Source organism: Pseudomonas sp. Lz4W (assembly GCF_000346225.2).
GTDB classification, from domain to species: domain Bacteria; phylum Pseudomonadota; class Gammaproteobacteria; order Pseudomonadales; family Pseudomonadaceae; genus Aquipseudomonas; species Aquipseudomonas paraversuta.
The window spans coordinates 4,383,798-4,401,629 of sequence record NZ_CP017432.1 but is presented as its reverse complement, the minus strand read 5'-3'; the positions used below and the strand labels follow the sequence as shown (position 1 = coordinate 4,401,629).

Sequence of the window (17,832 nt, the reverse complement as noted above, 5' to 3'; positions counted from 1 at the left end):
AGGTGTGCCATGAGTCTTTATATTCGAGTCGGTGTGTTGTTGGCCGTGCTGCCGCTTGGCGCCTTTGCCATCGGGCCGGGACCTGTGTCCAGAGCCCAGCAGGACACCGAAAACTGGCTGCAGCTTCAGGTCAGTGGCCGGGCCCAGTCACCGATCCCCCAGACAGCCACCCCGCAAGAGCGCGAGCTCAGCCTGCAACGCTGGCTGGACAGCTACACCCACCCTATTCCTGAGTATTACAAACAGGATGAAGGCGGTAGCGGCAAGTCGGATTGATCAATGTGGTTCAGGCCCCTGTTCCATCCAGTGCGGGACAGGGGGGCATAGCCTGGATAACTGATCAGCCGTCAACCATCTGCCGATGGTGTTGGCCGGAGGAGTTGGGGGACAGGGCAAGGGCCAGTTGGGTGCGGTTGTTCATGTGGGTCAGGCGCAGCACTTGCGACACGTAGAGTTTTACGGTGTTTTCGGTAATGCCCAGATCACAGGCGATCTGGTAGTTGGTCTGGCCTTTGCTCACCAGCTTGGCAACGTCCAGTTGGCGTGGCGACAGTTGTTTGAAAATGGAGGGGATCTGAACCCCGGAACTGTCGCCCGAAGATGGAGACGTTATTTGGGAGGGGCGGCGAGCTGCCGCCATATCTTGATAGAGGTCGTCGATGGACTCGGCCAGATATTGCAACTTCTGGTTCAGATGCCCCAACTGGTAACTCTTGTGCTGTTCGCGAAGAATTTCTTCCTGACGCTGAATACCTTCAAGTAACTCACTTAGATCGACGGGCTTTTGATAGTAATCGGCGATGCCAATACGCAGCGCTTTGATCACGTCTTTTTTATCTGAACGACCAGTCAATAAAATGCTTTCAAAGGCGCGCTGTTTTCCGGCAACTTTTTGCAAGTGTTGAGTGAGTTCGATTCCATCCATGTCGGGCATGTGCAAGTCGCACAGCACCAGGTTGATATTCGAGTCGGCGGTGAAAGCACTTATGGCATCACGACTGGATTGGCAAGGTACGCAACCATAGCCGCTGCTTTCCAGGAACTCGCATAGCTCTTCGACAATTAATGGTTCATCATCGACGACGAGTATTTTTATTTTGAACGTTGGTGTTTTCACACGGTTCTCCATCCTGGTAAACCAATCATGGACATCTTGCATCGACATCTTGGGCACCCGCTTGAGGTGTCTGGTTTAAACGTAGACCTACTTTACGACTATGTACAAGGTGTTAATCCCTCAAACTGACGATGGCAGTAACATCACTGTCAGGGTGAAACCACCTAACAAGAAGGGTGCGTACGGAAGTTTTTTTGACAGTGCGGTTTTGTCGTTATTGGCGTCTGACTTAAATCGTTGATTCACAACAGGCAGAATTTTTGACGCTACCAGCCACCACAGGGCAGTACATAAACTGGCGCCGATCACGGTACCTAAAATTGTCAGACGGTCGGTTGCCAGTGCCAGGGCAATCAGCAGCTTTACATCACCGGCGCCCAGCTTGTTCAGGGCATAGCCGGGAAGTGTCAGTAACAAAGCGATCAATAGCGCCCAGCCGCCTTCACCGGCGCTGGCGCCAAGCCAGGTGCTACCCGTCCAGAGCAGATACAACAACGCCAGCGCCGCACCCCCAAAGGTCAGGATATTGGCAATCTGGCGCTGGATAAGGTCTTGGGTGGCGCAGGCGAAGAACCAAACAAACACAACGGATAAATGGATCACGTAATTAACATCCCTTTTTACCAATGATTCTATGATGATATTACTTTAGATTGACAGGGTGGACGCAGTCATGAAAACAGGCCTTCCTAAAAAACAAAAAGGCGCCGCTGCCATTGAGTTCGCGCTGGTATTTGTTGTTTTTTTTGCGGTGCTTTATGGCGTACTAAGTTACAGCTTGCCGTTGTTGCTGATGCAGTCATTCAATAACGCCACCGCCGAGGCGGTGCGCCGTAGTGTGGCGGTCGATCCTTCGCTGACGGCGGCGACTTATAAATCCACGGTTGAGGCATTGGCCACCAGCGTGCTGAACGACAAACTGAGCTGGGTCCCTAAAACCGTGGCTACAAGCCTGGTCAAAACTGCAACTTATGACGCCACCAAAGGGGTACTGACTGCGACTGTCAGTCTGCCGTCCGTTGCGTTGCGCAGCATCATGCCGGTACTTAAATTTGGAACTATTATCGTACCTGATCTGCCGAGCTCCTTGACGGTGACATCGAGTATGAAATTTTGATTCACGGTGAACGATTCTTCGGGCGCCTGCTCGGCGGCTTCGGCGAGCAGGCGCCTGAATCCCCTGGCCTGCAGTGGCGAACCGATGCGGGCATACAGCTGGTGCTCGATCCGCAGGGGCGGGTGATTGACGCCCATGGTCTGCAGCGCTTTGGCCTGGGGCTGGCTACAAGTGAAGGAACGCCGCGTCTGTTGCTGGACTATCTGGTGCCGGGCAGCACCCAGGCCCTTGAAGGTGTGCCGGCAGACTGGACCGGGCACAGCCTTGATCTGGACTTTCAAGGGCCGGGCCTGAACGTGCTGAACACCCGGGGCTGGGTGCAGCCCCAGGGCGATCACTGGCTGTTGCAGCTGCTGGATATCAGCGATTTACGGCGCCACAGTCAGCAAGCCGGCAACCGCGAACAATGCATGCAACTGGCCCTCAGCATCACTCAGCAGCTGCGCCAGTGCAGCGCTGCCCGCCTGCCTGAAGTGATCCATGAAGCCCTGCGGTGTGTGGCCCAGCAGTGGCGTGTGCCCTGCGTGGCGCTGGCCGTGCGCAGTGATACCGCCCTCGGCTGGCGTCTTTACAGTGCTTACCACGCTTTTGATGCGCCGCTGTTGTGGACCTCCGGGCAGACCGTTGGCGAGGTTCTCGATGATCTTGACGCAACAGCGCCCCGGCACATAAATGCGGATCTTGAGAGGAGCCGTACCCCTTTGCTCAACAGCCTGTTTGGCAATGCCGACGGTTTGTTGGTGCCATACCGTGATCAACGCGGGCAGTCTGTCTGGTTGCTGCTGGGTTTTTACCCGGCGGCGCAGCAGCGCCGGTTGATGAGCGACAGCGACTGGTTGCTGGTGTGTGCGGCGATGGCCGGGCCTTTGCAGGACCGTCTGCGCGATCAGCAGCACACTGCGCAACAGGAACGCATGGTCGCGTTGCAAGAACTGCTGGGTACGGGCTGGTGGGAGTGGTTGCAGCCTTCCCGGCAGATTCAGCTGGCAGCACAATTGAGCGCCAGTCTGTTGCCCGAGCTGGAGCCTGCGGCATTGACCCGCGAGGCGTGGCTGGCGCTGTTTCACCCAGCGGACCGGGATGAAATCAGCAGCGGTTTCAATGCGCTGCTGGAGCACGGCAAAGCATTGCTGTTGTGCGCGCGGGTGCATCAACCCCAGGGCGGGCAGCCTGCGCGGTGGTACCGGATACAGGGCCAGGTGCTGGGGGCTGGCGCAGGTCGGCGCATAGTGGGTTACATGCTCGATATCAGCGACATCAAAAACCAGCAACTGCAAGCCGCTGCCGCCCATGCGCGACTGGACAACCTGATTGCCAGCTCGCCCGCGGTGATTTACGTACAGCGCTACGACGAAGGCGCCTTGCTCCCCGCTTTCTTCAGCGACAGCTTGCAGCCTTTGCTGGGCTGGAGTCTGGACGACTGCGCAGGCGGCGCCTTGATCGAGAAGATTCACCCCGACGACCGCGAGCAGTATTTTGAACGTACCCGCCAGCTGCTGCGCCAAGGCAGCAGCCGCAGCCGCTATCGCCTGCGCGACCGCAGTGGCGAGTATCACTGGTTGCTGGATGAGGCCAAACTATTACGCGATGACCTGGGGCTGCCCGTCGAGGCGGTGGGTTTATGGCTGGATATCACCGAGACCACCGAAGCGGCCGATCGGGTCAAGCACAGCGAGGAGCGTTACCGGATACTGGTCGAAGATTCCCCGGCGATGATTTGCCGCTACTTGCCGGACCTGACCCTGACTTTCGGCAACCGGCCACTGGCCACTTATCTGGAATGCACCCCGGAGCAATTGCCGGGGATCAGCCTGGGGGATTGGCTCTCATCGGAGCAGCGTCAGTTGTTTGCCCGGCGGATTGCCAGCTTGAGCCCGGAGTTTCCGGTCAGCACGGCTGAAATCAGCCTGCAACTGCCCGGGCGTGAACACGCGTGGTGGGTCTGGTCGGATCGCGGGGTGTTCGATGCCCAGGGCCAGTTGCTCGAAATCCAGGCGGTAGGTCGCGACAACACCGAAGTACGGCGCTCACAACAGCAACTGACCCATGGCGCGAAGATGGCCACCCTCGGCGAAATGGCCACCGGCCTGGCCCATGAGATCAACCAGCCGCTGAATGTGATGCGCATGGCGATCGTCAACGTGCTCAAGCGCCTGGGTAACGGCGATGTGCAGATTGATTACCTGACGGAAAAACTCACCCGCATCGATTCGCAAATCCAGCGTGCTGCGCGGGTGGTGGACCATATGCGGGTATTCGGCCGGCGCTCCGAAATCGAGCAGCAAGTATTCAACCCGGTGCAGGCACTGGAAGGCACTTTGGCCCTGCTGGGCGAAGGCCTGCGTAGCAAAGGGGTCGAAGTTCGCACTGAAGAGCTGGTGTGTAGCGTGCAGGTGCGCGGCCACGCTGATCAGCTGGAGCAAGTGCTGATCAACCTGCTGGTCAATGGGCGTGACGCCTTGTTGAGCAAACGCGAGACGGACCACGACTTCCAGCCCCTGATAACCCTGAGCGCCGAAGCAGACAGCAGCCATGTACGCCTTTGGGTCCAGGATAACGGCGACGGTATCGACCCGCGTTTGCTGGAGCGCATCTTCGAACCGTTCTTTACCACCAAGCCCGTCGGCATTGGCACTGGCCTGGGCTTGTCGGTGAGCTACGGCATTATCGACAACATGGGCGGGCGGTTGAGCGTGAGCAACAGCGCAACCGGGGCCCGGTTTTGCGTAGAGTTGCCGGTGTCAGAAGGCTAGAGGCCAGCCGCCGCTGACGAGGTGCGACAGAAGATGTGATGGACTTGGTTGCCCATCGCATCTTTGCTCCCCGTGCGGCTATAGGTGTCGCGGGTCAGAGCACCAGTTGGGCGCGTCCGCCCTGGCCGCAGGAGAGGTTGGCGCCAATGTCGACCTTGTCGATGGTTATCCCCAGCACATTAAGGATGTTGTTTAAAAGCGGGTCGACAATCGGGCTAAGCAAAGTACCGATGATATTACTGATGGCCGTAATTAAACCGTTCAATATATTGCCGATACCCTCGAGCAGATTGCCCAGGGCGCTGGTGCCTGTGGGTCTATAGACCGCCAGCTTTATACCTTGCAGCGTGGTTTTAAGCGTGCCCACCAGATCTTTTGCTTCTACGGTGAAAAAAAGCGGCTCCTGTTTTACTTCGGGTGGTTGATTGTAAGTATGGGTCTGGTAGGGAGCGGTAAGGCTGCCAATACTGGTGTCTACCATTAGACCAATCCCGCCACCATAAAAAGGTACCCGGGTTTTAGGGTCGCATACTTTGAATAGAACCAGCCCCGAGCAGGTGACGGAACCAATATCAACGATGGGCAATGGCTTGATGGTGACATCGCCGGTTGAAGAGAAGGCATTGGTCATGTCAATGCTTCCGAACTTGACCTTTACCAGGGCTGCATTGTTCGCGACAGTCAGGCTTTTTGTGGTCGTACTGGGGCATGAGTAATCAGTGACATAGGAGTTGGCGCTGGCGAGCTCAAGGATAATGTCGATCTTGGGGGTAGGAAGTACTTTGAGGTCGGTTTGCTTGCAAGGAAGTATCACCAGGCACAGGACCGACTCAAGGGTGGCAGCCAGATTGAGGCTTAGTAAACTGTTCAGCGTATTGGTCAGGGGGCCGACCAGGTTATTGAGAACGAACGCGACTGCCGGGGTATCGAGCACTGGCAGGCTGATGCTTACCCCCGCCCGCAGTTGTGCAGTACGCACGTAGATCCGGGACGCAGGATCGGTAGGGTTGGCCTTGGCCTTTGCCGGATCACCAATGGCTGAAAGCTGAGGTGGCTCGATGACTTTTAATTTCACCACGCCATTGATCACGCCCGGAACGTTCAGCGGGACGGTAGCCACTACGCCATTATTGATGTTGGCGAGCTGGACAAAAGCCTCTACTAACTGGAAGACATTCAAGTTGGTGTCCAGCCCCGCGCCACTTGTACCCGTTTGCAGTTTCAATATATCGGCCAGTTTGACCTGAATACTGCCCACCGCAGCTTTAAGTCCGAGGAGCCCGTCAACGGCCACACTGGTGGTATTGCCATTAAGCGTCAGCACTTTAATGGCCGTGTCGATAAGTTTTGTGAGTTGTATTTTAGTGTTCAAGACATCGGTATAACTGCCGGCATTGATGTTTAAATCAATGGCTAACTGATCCAGATAACTCAGTAAGTTGATCTTGCTGTCGACCAGACCTTGCCAGCCCGCAGCGCTTAGATTGAGCGAGCCTCCCAGCAGCCCGCCCCATAGTGCGTTAAGTACCTGGGATTTTGCAGAGTCAATGTTAACGGCAGTGCTGCGAATCGTAAGTTGAGCCAGTAACCCCTTTGGTGCAGCCCCCACTGCACTCGCAGTTAAATGGGTATCGAAATTAAACTTGCCCGTGGAAAACATGCTCCACAACCCGCCGGCGACACTGGTGGGGACGGTGGTGGTGGCGATAACGCGGATGGCCTCGGTTTGGCTGTTGTCTGCCTTGAAAGTGCGCAGGTTGTCGCTTCCCGTCACCAGGGTGCCGCAGGTGGTGCTTACTTGCTGAACAGGCCCGGGTATAAAGCTGTTGCGGGTTGCACTGTCCTTGGCGTAGGTCAGTGCGGTACCGGTCACGCACGAGCCTCCCCGGCTGATTGTCTCCAGCACCGCCATGTCCGCCACCCGTTGCAATTTGCGTTGCTCCAGGTAAAGCCGTCCGCTGTCGACCACCAACAACATGAAAATCAGCACCATGCCGAGGACGACTACGGCCATCAAGCCGATTGCGCCGCGCTGCTGTCGGGGGCCAGAAAAACGAATACCACTTAGACGGGGAGACATCGAGCACTCCTGATACTGGAACATGGTCCAGCGCTAACTCTCCAAAGTTTACCGAGTGTAGCCAAAAAGTCGACGAAGCGCTGGCCAGTTGCCAGTTTTATATGAGTGATGTGAACAACTGTGCAAAAGTCATTGATATCTGAAGAGATAAAACGTGTAGCAGCTAACTTGCTCGCGAAAGTATTAATCCATTCTTACTTGTATACATCGCGAGCAAGTTATTAATGATACGCCTCAAACCTTACTTGGGCGGATAGTTGCCGAGAATTTTATTCACCGCTTCATGGATGGCAGCGCTGCGCTCGGCAGGGGTCGGGCTGTTGTCGACGATTTTTTCTGCGCTGCCACGCCATACCAGTCTGCCGTCTTTGGCATCGATCAAGTCGATTTGCAGGGTGCCCACCTGATAAACCACATTACGGGTTTCGTTGTACATCGGTGCGCCCCAGTAACCTTCCCACGGGCCACCGGCATAGCCCCAAGGTCCGCCCCATGGGCCGCCATAGCCGTAGTTGGTGACAATTTGTTCCTGGCGGTTGGCCACGATCAGATAGGTTTGCACCAGCAGGTCCGGCTTGTTGCCCGCCGTCACAGGGCGCAGGCCACGCTGGTCGAGGCCACTGCTCACGGCCTGCATGATCCGTTGCTCGGTCAGGTCGCTTTTTAGCATCAGGCTATTGGGCTGGTATTGCAGCGCCGGGTCTTTCCAGGCCCAGGTCTGAAACCTGGCAAAATCGACAGAAGGGTTGTAGTCGCTGGTGACCTGCATGGACTCGCAGGCGCTGAGCAGCAGGGCCAGGCCCAATAGTGCAATGCGACGTAGCATGATGATATCTCCGCTTCAACATTCAAACTTACTGAGGTGGGTAAGCCTGCACTGCCTTTTTCAGTGATTCGCGCAGGGCGTCACTACGTTCGCTCAGGCTGCCTTTGCTGCTGGTTTCTGCACTTGAACTCCATACGGGTTGACCGGTTTTGCCGTCGTAGAAATTGAGTCGCACCACCATGACTTCAACTTCGTAGGTGCGTACCACGGGGAACGAGTTGTACATCCCGTACTGATTGCCGTAACGGCCATAACTGTTGCCGTAACCGGCTCCATAACCATAGTCGTCCTGCACCTGACGCAGACGTTTTTCTGTATGTAAATCAGCGCTCACCCACAAGTCTGCCGGGCGACCCGGCTGGGCAGGGCGCAAGCCGCGCTGGTCGAGGGCATTATTCACCGCCTCGGCGATTTGTGCCGGGTCAGCCCAGGCCGTGCCGGCCGGCAGGCGGCCATTGAGCCAGGCCCAGCTTTGATAGCGCCCGTAATCCCGTGGCGGCGCAGGGTAGGCGCTCAAGTCCAGGGTGTTGGCTGTCTGGGCCGGAGCGGGCGGCATCGGCAGTGCACTCGGGGTATAAGGGTTCGGGCTCTGGCAAGCCACCAGCCCGAGGCTCAAGACAACTAAGGCGAAACGGCGATACATGTTGTTCTCCCGAACGGGCGGTTCAAACCGGGCGGCACACCCAATGCAGATAACGTCCCAACCCGGCAAAGGCTGGGTGGCGACGGTGGGCCAGCTCCATTTCTACCAGCGCTTGCAGCTCGGCGCGGGCCTGGAACTCCACGGGCATGTAGTCGTGAAATACCCGCACACCGCTTTGGGTTTCGACCTGCCACAAGCCTTCGAGCGCAGTGGCCAGTTCCCGTGGGTCCAGGGGTTGTTGCGGGGTGAGGCTTTGTTTTTCGCCGGCCATATCGTTCTTGCGCATTTTGCGGAAGTGGCCTTTGAGCAGGTTGCGATAGATCAGCGCGTCGCGGTTGTAGAACGCCAGCGACAGCCAGCCGTCCCTGGCCGTGAGCTGGTGCAGTACGGGCAGAATGGCGTGGGGTTCGGCCAGCCATTCCAGCACCGCATGACACAACACCAGGTCGTAAGGCTCGGTCAGCTGGCCCAGCAGCTCTTGCCACGGCGCCTGAATGAACGTGCCGTTCTGGCCCGCGTCGGCAAAGCGCTGGCGCGCACCTTCGAGCATGGGCGCTGCCGGCTCGGCCAGGGTTACGTCGTGCCCCTGCTGGGCCAGCCATAGCGACATATGGCCCAGCCCGGCGCCGATATCCAGCACGCGCAGGGGGCGGGCGGGCAGTGACTCTGTAAGATCGGCCTGAAGTACGGCCAGACGAATGGCACCCTTGGCGCCACCGTAGATTTTTTCGGCGAAGCGGGTCGCCAGTTGATCGAAGTGACGGTCACTCATTTGCTGAAACGCCTTTCGCTGTCGGCCAGTTTGTTGCGCACCACTTCGTTCATGTCCAGTCCGAGTTCGCTGCACAGCAACAGCAAGTACAGCACGATGTCCCCCACCTCCTGCCCGGCGTGGGCCAGTTGGTCGGCGGGGAGCTGGCGCGATTGGTCTTCACTCAGCCACTGAAAAATCTCCACCAGCTCGGCCATTTCAACACTGGCCGCCATGGCCAGGTTTTTCGGGCTGTGGAACTGTTTCCAGTGATTGTTATCGCGGATGCGGTGCAGGCGTTTGGTCAGTTCGTCGAGGTTCATCGAGGGTGTGCTCTCCAGAAGGCGCAAAGCTTGCGGCCGAACAGAAGTTGGCGCAAGTGAAAGGCGCTACTGGCCGGTGGCTATACCCTGTGGGCGCTAGCTGATCGGCCGCCAGTTGCCGGACATGTGCAGCAGATCGCCGTGGCCGTTGAGCTGGAAGTCGCCGCTGGAGCCCGCCGCGCTACTGAGCAGGATCACTTCACTGGGCAGACGTACCGGTTTTTTGAAGGCCACGCTGATCTCGACGTTGGCCTTGGGCAGGTGCGAGTCGAGGGCCGCCAGGGCCCGGGCCTCGAGCCACAAACCATGGGCGATGGCGCTGGGAAGGCCGAACAGTCTGGCGCTGGCGGCACTCAGGTGAATGGGGTTGTAGTCGCCCGAGACCCTGGCATAGCGGCGGCCGATATTGGCCGGGGCGAACCAGCGGGTCAGTTCGTTCATCGCCACCGGCTGCTGTGCACCGGGTTGAGCTACGTCGCCCGGCAGCTCGACGCCTTTGCACAGCAAGGTGCTGTCGGCCTCCCACAATGGCCCGATCAAGTCGTCAACCTGGGTGACCACATCGAAGGTGGCGCCCTTGGCGTGTTTTTGCAGGTTGTGGACAAATACCCCGATGCGCAATTGCGTTACCCCGCCCATCGGGCGCAACACGCGAATGCGATTGGTCAGGTGAATCAAGCCCAGCAGGGGGAAGGGAAAGCTCTTGTCGGTCAGCAACTGCATTTGCAGACCGAACGCCAGAACATGGGGGTAGGTCGGCGGCAGCAGCGGCCCTGGCGCCAGTGCGCAGATGTCACGGAACGCGGCCAGCGGTTTGGCCTGGACCTCTACCCAGCAGCGCAAACCCTGTTCTGGCAGGGTGTTGCCGGTGATTTTACGTTTGGCCGCCGCATGGGCGTACAGCGCGGGTAAATGCGGCGGGTTACCGAGATCCAGCCAATTCACGCTCATGGTTTATGCCCCCAGAATACTTTGACCGCATACCCGCAGCGCTTGCCCGCTGACGGCCCCCGAACCCGGCTGGCTGAGCCAGGCTACGGCTTCGGCAACGTCCTGGGGCAGGCCACCCTGGCCCAGCGAGCTCATGCGCCGGCCTGCTTCGCGCAGGGCAAACGGAATGTGGGCGGTCATTTGGGTTTCGATAAACCCCGGCGCCACGGCATTGATGCTGATGCCGCGCTCACTCAGCAGCGGCGCCCAGGCCTGCGCCAGGCCAATCAGCCCGGCTTTGCTGGCGGCGTAGTTGGTCTGGCCGCGATTGCCGGCAATGCCGCTGATGGAGGCGAGCAAAATGACCCGGCCGTTATCGCGCAGGGTGCCGCTGTCGAGCAGGGCTTTGGTCAGCACTTGCGGTGCGTTGAGGTTGACCGCGAGCACTGCGTCCCAGAATTCGGGGGTCATGTTGGCCAGGGTTTTGTCACGGGTGATGCCGGCGTTATGCACCACGATGTCGATGCCGTCCGGCAACTGCTGGATAAGTTGGGCGGCGGCGTCAGCGGCACATATATCCAGAGTGATACTGCGTCCGTCCAGGCGTGCAGCCAAGGCGTCGAGGTCAGTCTTGGCCGGTGGTACATCCAGCAGGATCACTTCGGCGCCGTCCCTGGCCAGGGTTTCGGCAATGGACGCGCCAATGCCACGGGCGGCGCCGGTGACCAGTGCCTTGCGTCCTGCCAGCGGCCGGGTCCAGTCCTGAACCCGGGTGGCGCAGGTGCCAAGGCGTATGACCTGACCGCTGACATAAGCACTTTTGGGTGACAGGAAGAACCGCAGGGCGCCTTCAAGCTGGTCTTCGGCACCCTGGCCGACATACAGCAGCTGCAAGGTGCCGCCGTTGCGCAACTCCTTGGCCAGTGAGCGACTGAAGCCTTCAAGGGCGCGCTGGGCACTGGCAGCGAATGGATCGCTCAATGTTTCAGGCGCCCGGCCCAAAATAAGCAGATGGGCACTGTGCTCAAGGCTGCGCAGCAAGGGCTGAAAGAACTCGCGCAACTGTTTGAGTTGGTCGGTGTGCAAGAGCTCGCTGGCGTCGAACACCACCGCCTTGAGTTTGGGGCCGGTACCTGGAATCCAGGGTGTGGCGACCAGGGGGTCAGGCCCGTAACTGAATACAGCGTCGGTCAGTTTGGCGGCAAAGCTGTTGACCTCTGCGGCCAGGCTACCGCCGCCAATCAAGAGCGGCCCCTCGATGGGGCGTAGCCGTCCAGCCTGCCAGCGTTCCAGTCGCACCGGTGACGGCAGCCCCAACGCGCCGACCAGACGCTGGCCGAGGGATGAGTTGACGAAGTCGATATAACGGTCTGACATGGAACACTCTCCGACAGATTGGGTTCAAAGGGTTGACCACAAACACGGGTAGGTCGTTCGTTATCAGCGATAAGACCTACGCTTGTTACGAACATTGACCGTAAGAGAATAGGGTGAATCGTATGAGTCTGCGTCGTGTAGCCATTATTGGCGGTAACCGAATCCCGTTTGCCCGTTCCAATGGGCCTTATGCGAATGCCAGTAATCAGGACATGCTGACCGCCGCTCTGGAAGGTCTGATCGAGCGGTACAGCTTGCACGGGCTACGGATGGGGGAGGTGGTGGCCGGGGCGGTGCTCAAGGATTCCCGAGACTTCAGCCTGACCCGCGAGTGCGTGCTGGGCTCCCGGCTGTCGCCGCAAACCCCGGCCTATGACGTGCAGCAGGCCTGCGGCACGGGCCTTGAAGCTGCATTGCTGGTGGCCAATAAAATTGCCTTGGGGCAGATCGAATGCGCGATTGCCGGTGGCGTCGACACCACATCTGACGCGCCGATCGGCCTGAATGACGGGCTGCGTAAATGGCTGCTGCAGTTCAATCGCACCAAGGCACCTGTGGACAAGTTCAAAACCTTGCTGCAATTACGGCCGCACTTTTTGAAGCCCGAGTTTCCGCGTAACGGTGAACCGCGTACCGGGCTGTCGATGGGCCAGCACTGCGAGCTGATGGCGCAAACCTGGAACATCCCCCGCATCGAGCAGGATGAGCTGGCCCTGCACAGTCACCAGGCATTGACGGCGGCCTATCACGCGGGCTGGGAAGACGATTTGATCACGCCGTTTCTGGGCTTGAGCCGCGATAACAATCTGCGTCCGGACCTGACCCTGGAGAAGCTGGCGGCCCTTAAACCGGTATTCGAGCGAAGCGCCAAGGGCACGCTGACGGCCGGCAACTCGACACCGCTGACCGACGGCGCTTCTGTGGTGTTATTGGCCAGTGAAGAGTGGGCCCGGGCACGTGGTCTGCCGATTCTGGCGTATTTTCGCGACGGCGAAACGGCAGCGGTGGATTTTGTGCATGGCGCGGAGGGTTTGCTGATGGCTCCGGTGTATGCCGTCCCACGACTGCTGGCGCGCAATGGTCTGACATTGCAGGACTTTGACTACTACGAAATTCATGAGGCCTTTGCGGCACAGGTGCTCTGTACCCTGAAGGCCTGGGAAGACGCAGACTATTGCAAAACCCGGCTTGGCCTTGATGCCCCGCTGGGTTCTATTGATCGCAGCAAGCTCAACGTCAAGGGCAGTTCACTGGCAGCGGGGCATCCGTTTGCCGCGACGGGCGGACGGATCCTCACCAACATGTCCAAGTTGCTCGCCACCGCCGGCAAAGGCCGGGGTCTGATCTCGATTTGCGCCGCAGGCGGCCAGGGGGTGACGGCAATTATTGAGCGCTGAGCCGAACCCAGAGGAGCTGGCAAGCCAGCTCCCGGAGCATTGTGCAGGTTAGCGGGCGGGCGCGATGGACTGGTTTTGAGCGGCGGCTTGTTCTCGGTTACGGGTGGCGTAGCTTTCAGCCATCACCGAGCAGACGATCAGTTGCAGCGGGTGGTAGATCATGATCGGCAGCAGAATCAGGCCCAGCCCCGGGTTGGCTCCAAAGATCAGCGCTGCCATGGGGGCGCCGGCGGCCAGGGATTTTTTGCTGGCGCAGAACACGGCGGCAATTTCATCTGCAGTGCTGAATTTCAGGGCCCGAGCGGTGCGGGTGGTTAGCCACAGGATTACTGCGAGCAATAGCGCACTGCCGGCCAGGGCGCTGAATATCACCGAAGTACCCTGTTGTTGCCACATGCCGGAGACCATCGAGTTGCAGAACGCGGCGTACACCAGCAGCAGAATCACCACTTTGTCGGCGATGTTGGTATAGCGCTTGTGGCGGGCGAAGAAGCGTCCAATCAGCGGGCGCAGTAGTTGGCCCAATACCAGTGGCAATAACAGCATGGCGCACAGATCGAGCAAGGTTGAGCCCAGATCGATCCCGCCGGCGCCGCTGCCGACCACAAAGCTGACCAGTAACGGGGTCAGGAATATCCCCAGAACGCTGGATAGGCTGGCATTGAGAATCGCTGCCGGCACGTTGCCGCCCGCGCTCCCGGTGAGTGCCACGGAGGATGAAATGGTCGAGGGCAACGCGCACAGGTAGAAGAACCCCAGCATCAGCAAGGGCGGGATATGGGCGCCCAACAGTTTGTTGGCCACCACCCAGATCAGCGGAAAGGCAATAAAGGTGAAGCCTTGCACCATGAAGTGCAGGCGAATGTTTTTCAGGCCGTGGCTGATCTGTTCACTGGACAGATTGACCCCGTGCAGGAAAAACACCAGGAACACGCCGATATTGATCACCCACTCGGCATGCATGGCGCCGCCGGTGCTGCCGAAATGGGGGAATACATAGGCCAGAAATGTCGCTAGCAGCATCCCGCACAGAAACCAGTCGGTGAACATTCGTTTGAGATGTTTGAGCACAGGCATTCCGGGCACCGCGATATTGTAAGAAATGATGACTTAGCCTAACGTCGGATTTATCTGACGTCTTGCGATATAAGGCCAACCAATGCCGCCAAACGGACAAGCTAGCGCCCAGCGTGCCATTCCGGTGCTCGATGTTTTGCCGCGGCCGCTGTATGCCCGTGCCGAAAGTCTGGGGGCAGGTTCATGGACGCCGCGTCACCGGCATGACTGGGTGCAGTTTTCGTACGCGATCAGTGGCGTGCTGGGGGTGCACACGGATGAAGGCAGTTTCTTTGCCCCGCCGCAGTGGGGGATCTGGATACCGGCAGGGCTGGAGCATGAGGTAGTCACCTCGACCCGGGCTGAAATGCGCAGTCTGTATATACGCCGGCAGGATTGCCTGTGGGCGCCTGAGCATTGCCGGGTCCTGGAGGTAACGCCGCTGGCCCGGGAGTTGATCAAGCACTTCTGCGAGTTGCCGGTGGAGTACCCCGAAGGCGGCAGCCCCGAGCAGCGCCTGGTGCAGGTGTTGCTTGATCAACTGGCGGCCTTGAATCAGGTCGGCTTCTCGCTGCCATTGCCCCGGCATGTGCGGTTGCTGGGCCTGTGCAATGAGCTGATCGCATGCCCGGATGCCGAGGTCAGCCTGAGCCTGTGGGCTGAGCGCCTGGGAACTTCACAGAAAACCCTGATGCGTTTGTTTGCCCGTGAAACCGGGATGAGTTTTCGCCGTTGGCGTCAGCGCATGCGTTTGCTGTCCTCGCTCAGGGTGCTGGAGGAGGGTGGCAGTGTGACGGGCGCCGCGTTGTCCTGTGGCTATGACTCGACGTCGGCCTTTATTGCTGCATTCAAAAAAATGTTCGGTTTTACCCCGGGCGAGTTGTTCAGGCATTGATTCGCCCGTTATGCGGGATGCTCCTGCAAAGGACAAAAGCGCTCCCGGCGGGGGCGGCATGACCGCTGGTTGGATTAGACGATGCTCTAAAGTTTGCGCTCGTCTATCATTCGGGACGGCTGGCGCAGGAAGCGACTTTCCGGATTTGTTGGCACATGGAGTGCACACAAGCGACTCTTAACACGGCCCCCCTCTCCCCGTGGTGAGTGGATTGCCGTATAACGAGTGACATTCGCGTGTTTGGTAATAAAGGACCCACAATAAAAGCTGATGAAGACTCCAAAACGCTTAGAACCCCTGATCGAAGACGGTCTGATCGACGAGGTGCTGCGCCCACTCATGAGTGGCAAAGAAGCAGCTGTGTACGTAGTCCGCTGCGGCAATGAGCTGCGATGCGCCAAGGTTTATAAGGAGGCTAACAAACGTAGTTTTCGCCAGGCCGCCGAATATCAGGAGGGTCGCAAGGTTCGCAACAGCCGTCAGGCCCGAGCGATGGCCAAGGGCTCGAAGTTCGGTCGTAAAGAAACCGAAGATGCCTGGCAGAATGCCGAAGTGGCAGCACTGTTCCGTTTGGCGGGTGCCGGAGTCCGGGTTCCCAAGCCGTACGACTTCCTGGAAGGCGTGCTGTTGATGGAGCTGGTGGCCGATGAGTACGGTGATGCTGCGCCGCGTCTGAATGACGTGGTGCTGGAGCCGGATCAGGCCCGCGAGTTCCACGGGTTTCTGATTCAACAGATAGTGCTGATGTTGTGCACCGGTCTGGTCCACGGTGACTTGTCCGAATTCAACGTATTGCTGACGCCTACCGGGCCGGTGATCATCGACCTGCCGCAAGCGGTCGATGCTGCGGGCAACAACCACGCGTTCAGCATGCTGGAGCGTGACGTGGGCAACATGGCTTCCTACTTCGGACGTTTTGCCCCGGAGCTCAAGACCACCAAGTACGCCAAGGAAATGTGGGCGCTTTACGAAGCGGCTACGTTGCACCCGGGCAGCGTGCTGACCGGTGAGTTTGACGAGCCGGACGAGCTGGCCGATGTTGGCGGTGTGATGCGCGAGATTGAAGCTGCGCGTCTGGACGAAGCGTTCCGTCAGGCCGTACGTGCTGCGGACGATGCGCCACCGAGCAAAGCCGAAGAGCCGCCTCCACCCTGGATGCAGTAATTCGATGAATAAAAAATCCGGCCCAGGCCGGATTTTTTATGGGCGCGGCCCAAACCCTGCCGGAGCGGATGAGGGGGCGGGCTGGTTTAAAACCGGTTCAGGGGAATCTTCAGACTGCACAAACCGCTGTCATCGGCGGGCGGCAGGTTACCGGCCCGAATGTTGATCTGAATGGCCGGAATCAAGAGTGCCGGAACCCCGAGCGTGGCGTCGCGTGCGGTGCGCATGTCGACGAAACCCGCCAGATCAACGCTGTCGTTGACATGGATATTGCTGGCGCGCTGTTCGCCGACGGTGGTTGACCATGTGGCTTCGCGTCCTGCCGGCGGGTAGTCATGACACATGAATAGTCGGGTCTCTGGCGCCAGGGCCAGCAACCGCCTGATCGATTGATACAACTGTTGCGCATCGCCCCCGGGGAAGTCGCAGCGGGCGGTGCCGACGTCGGGCATGAACAGGGTGTCGCCCACAAACAGGTTGCTGTGTTCTACCTGATAGGCCATGTCGGCCGGGGTGTGCCCCGGCACGTGCAGTGCCCGTACGTGCAGGCGGCCAATGCGGAACTCCTCATCTGGCTGGAACAAATGGTCGAACTGCGAACCGTCCAGTTTGAATGCCGGCTCAAGGTTGTAGATGTCACGGAACACACTCTGGACCTGGGTGATCGGCGCGCCGATGCCGATCCGGCCTCCCAGGGTACGCTTGAGGTAGGCGCTGGCAGACAGATGATCGGCATGGGCGTGAGTCTCCAGCAACCACTGCACCTTCAGGTCATGGGCCTGGACGAAGGCGGCGATCGTGTCGGCGCCTGTCGTGCTGATACGCCCGGCAGCGGCATCGTAGTCGAGTACCGGGTCAATGATTGCGCACTCGCCACCGTCAGCCTCATAGACCACGTAGCTCACGGTCGACGTTACGGCGTCGAAGAAACCTTGAATTTCGGTGTGCATGAAGGTCCTCCCATGGATCAGTAAATACTCAATATATTGAAACATATATTATCGGGTCGTAGACTGTCGATCATCACGTCCCGGAGCTTTCCATGTCTGCTCAGCTAACCAGCGAAGAAATCGGACTTCTGCGCGACTCTGCGTCCAAAGCCTGCACGCTACTCAAAGCCCTGGCCAACGAAGACCGGCTGCTGCTGCTTTGCCAATTGACCCAGGGCGAACGCAATGTCGGCGAGCTTGAGGCGCTGACGGGCATCAGGCAGCCAACGCTGTCGCAACAACTCGGGGTGTTGCGTGATGAAGGCATGGTCAATACCCGTCGCATGGGGAAGTATATTTTCTACTCGCTCGCCAGCTTCGAAGTGGTCTCGGTGATGCAAACCCTGTCAGGCTTGTACTGTGGGCAAGCGCTTAAAAAGTGACGGTTACTCACCTGCCTATTCCATTCATTTT

At 58.8% G+C, this 17,832-nt stretch carries 18 protein-coding genes; 7 read left to right on the top strand and 11 right to left on the bottom strand.

Translation table 11 applies throughout. The features are described 5' to 3' along the window. Nucleotides 1–9: 9 nt before the first annotated feature. Nucleotides 10–276 carry a DUF3613 domain-containing protein gene (locus B195_RS20095; RefSeq protein WP_003439272.1) on the top strand — a complete coding sequence of 89 codons (267 nt, stop codon included), beginning with the start codon at nt 10–12 and terminating at the stop codon, nt 274–276. A gap of 64 nt (nt 277–340) precedes the next feature. Here B195_RS20095 and B195_RS20090 read toward each other — a convergent pair whose 3' ends face one another. Next, the gene (locus B195_RS20090; protein ID WP_003439273.1) at nt 341–1,129 is read right to left on the bottom strand and encodes a response regulator transcription factor; all 789 of its coding nucleotides are present in this window, start codon (nt 1,127–1,129) and stop codon (nt 341–343) included. A 108-nt stretch (nt 1,130–1,237) separates the two neighbouring features. Further along, complete coding sequence (locus B195_RS20085; RefSeq protein ID WP_003439276.1) at nt 1,238–1,720, bottom strand: prepilin peptidase; 483 nt, start codon at nt 1,718–1,720, stop codon at nt 1,238–1,240. Between the two features lie 70 nt (nt 1,721–1,790). Here B195_RS20085 and B195_RS20080 point away from each other — a divergent pair, with 70 nt between their 5' ends. Both B195_RS20080 and B195_RS20075 read left to right on the top strand, forming a co-directional pair. Further along, nucleotides 1,791–2,234 carry a TadE family protein gene (locus tag B195_RS20080; RefSeq protein WP_003439278.1) on the top strand — a complete coding sequence of 148 codons (444 nt, stop codon included), beginning with the start codon at nt 1,791–1,793 and terminating at the stop codon, nt 2,232–2,234. Then, entirely contained in the window at nt 2,231–4,987 is a 2,757-nt protein-coding gene (locus B195_RS20075) for an ATP-binding protein (RefSeq protein WP_003439281.1), read from the top strand. The genes B195_RS20080 and B195_RS20075 overlap by 4 nt, the downstream gene beginning before the upstream one ends. 94 nt (nt 4,988–5,081) lie before the next feature. On the opposite strand, the gene B195_RS20070 is transcribed toward B195_RS20075, so the two are convergent. From B195_RS20070 to B195_RS20040, 7 genes are all read right to left on the bottom strand, one after another. Continuing rightward, complete coding sequence (locus tag B195_RS20070; protein WP_003439282.1) at nt 5,082–7,067, bottom strand: pilus assembly protein TadG-related protein; 1,986 nt, start codon at nt 7,065–7,067, stop codon at nt 5,082–5,084. A gap of 241 nt (nt 7,068–7,308) precedes the next feature. Further along, the gene (locus B195_RS20065; RefSeq protein WP_003439285.1) at nt 7,309–7,893 is read right to left on the bottom strand and encodes a DUF4136 domain-containing protein; all 585 of its coding nucleotides are present in this window, start codon (nt 7,891–7,893) and stop codon (nt 7,309–7,311) included. Between the two features lie 28 nt (nt 7,894–7,921). Next, nucleotides 7,922–8,536 carry a DUF4136 domain-containing protein gene (locus B195_RS20060; protein WP_003439287.1) on the bottom strand — a complete coding sequence of 205 codons (615 nt, stop codon included), beginning with the start codon at nt 8,534–8,536 and terminating at the stop codon, nt 7,922–7,924. 22 nt (nt 8,537–8,558) lie between these two features. Continuing rightward, nucleotides 8,559–9,308 (bottom strand): methyltransferase domain-containing protein, encoded by a 750-nt coding sequence (locus B195_RS20055; protein WP_003439288.1) that lies wholly within the window; start codon nt 9,306–9,308, stop codon nt 8,559–8,561. Then, entirely contained in the window at nt 9,305–9,610 is a 306-nt protein-coding gene (locus B195_RS20050; RefSeq protein ID WP_003439290.1) for a MazG-like family protein, read from the bottom strand. Before B195_RS20050 ends, B195_RS20055 begins: the two co-directional genes overlap by 4 nt. Nucleotides 9,611–9,706: 96 nt before the next feature. Further along, a complete protein-coding gene (locus tag B195_RS20045) occupies nt 9,707–10,561 on the bottom strand; it encodes a MaoC/PaaZ C-terminal domain-containing protein (protein ID WP_003439291.1) in 855 nt (284 codons plus the stop codon). A gap of 3 nt (nt 10,562–10,564) precedes the next feature. After that, on the bottom strand, nt 10,565–11,917 hold the full coding sequence (locus tag B195_RS20040) for a 3-oxoacyl-ACP reductase (protein ID WP_003439294.1): 1,353 nt from the start codon (nt 11,915–11,917) through the stop codon (nt 10,565–10,567). A 122-nt stretch (nt 11,918–12,039) separates the two neighbouring features. Here B195_RS20040 and B195_RS20035 point away from each other — a divergent pair, with 122 nt between their 5' ends. After that, nucleotides 12,040–13,314: an acetyl-CoA C-acetyltransferase gene (locus B195_RS20035; protein ID WP_003439295.1), complete on the top strand. Its 1,275-nt coding sequence runs from the start codon at nt 12,040–12,042 to the stop codon at nt 13,312–13,314. Between the two features lie 48 nt (nt 13,315–13,362). On the opposite strand, the gene B195_RS20030 is transcribed toward B195_RS20035, so the two are convergent. After that, nucleotides 13,363–14,391, bottom strand: coding sequence for a bile acid:sodium symporter family protein (locus tag B195_RS20030; RefSeq protein WP_003439298.1), 1,029 nt, complete (start codon nt 14,389–14,391; stop codon nt 13,363–13,365). An 82-nt stretch (nt 14,392–14,473) separates the two neighbouring features. On the opposite strand from B195_RS20030, the gene B195_RS20025 reads away from it, so the two are divergent. Together B195_RS20025 and B195_RS20020 are read left to right on the top strand one after the other, a co-directional pair. Continuing rightward, complete coding sequence (locus B195_RS20025) at nt 14,474–15,265, top strand: helix-turn-helix domain-containing protein (protein WP_003439300.1); 792 nt, start codon at nt 14,474–14,476, stop codon at nt 15,263–15,265. Between the two features lie 270 nt (nt 15,266–15,535). Beyond that, complete coding sequence (locus B195_RS20020) at nt 15,536–16,429, top strand: PA4780 family RIO1-like protein kinase (protein WP_003439301.1); 894 nt, start codon at nt 15,536–15,538, stop codon at nt 16,427–16,429. An 86-nt stretch (nt 16,430–16,515) separates the two neighbouring features. On the opposite strand, the gene B195_RS20015 is transcribed toward B195_RS20020, so the two are convergent. Then, nucleotides 16,516–17,379: an MBL fold metallo-hydrolase gene (locus B195_RS20015; RefSeq protein WP_003439302.1), complete on the bottom strand. Its 864-nt coding sequence runs from the start codon at nt 17,377–17,379 to the stop codon at nt 16,516–16,518. 92 nt (nt 17,380–17,471) lie between these two features. Between B195_RS20015 and B195_RS20010 the strand changes: the two genes are divergently transcribed. Further along, a complete protein-coding gene (locus B195_RS20010; protein WP_003439303.1) occupies nt 17,472–17,801 on the top strand; it encodes a metalloregulator ArsR/SmtB family transcription factor in 330 nt (109 codons plus the stop codon). Nucleotides 17,802–17,832: the final 31 nt, after the last annotated feature.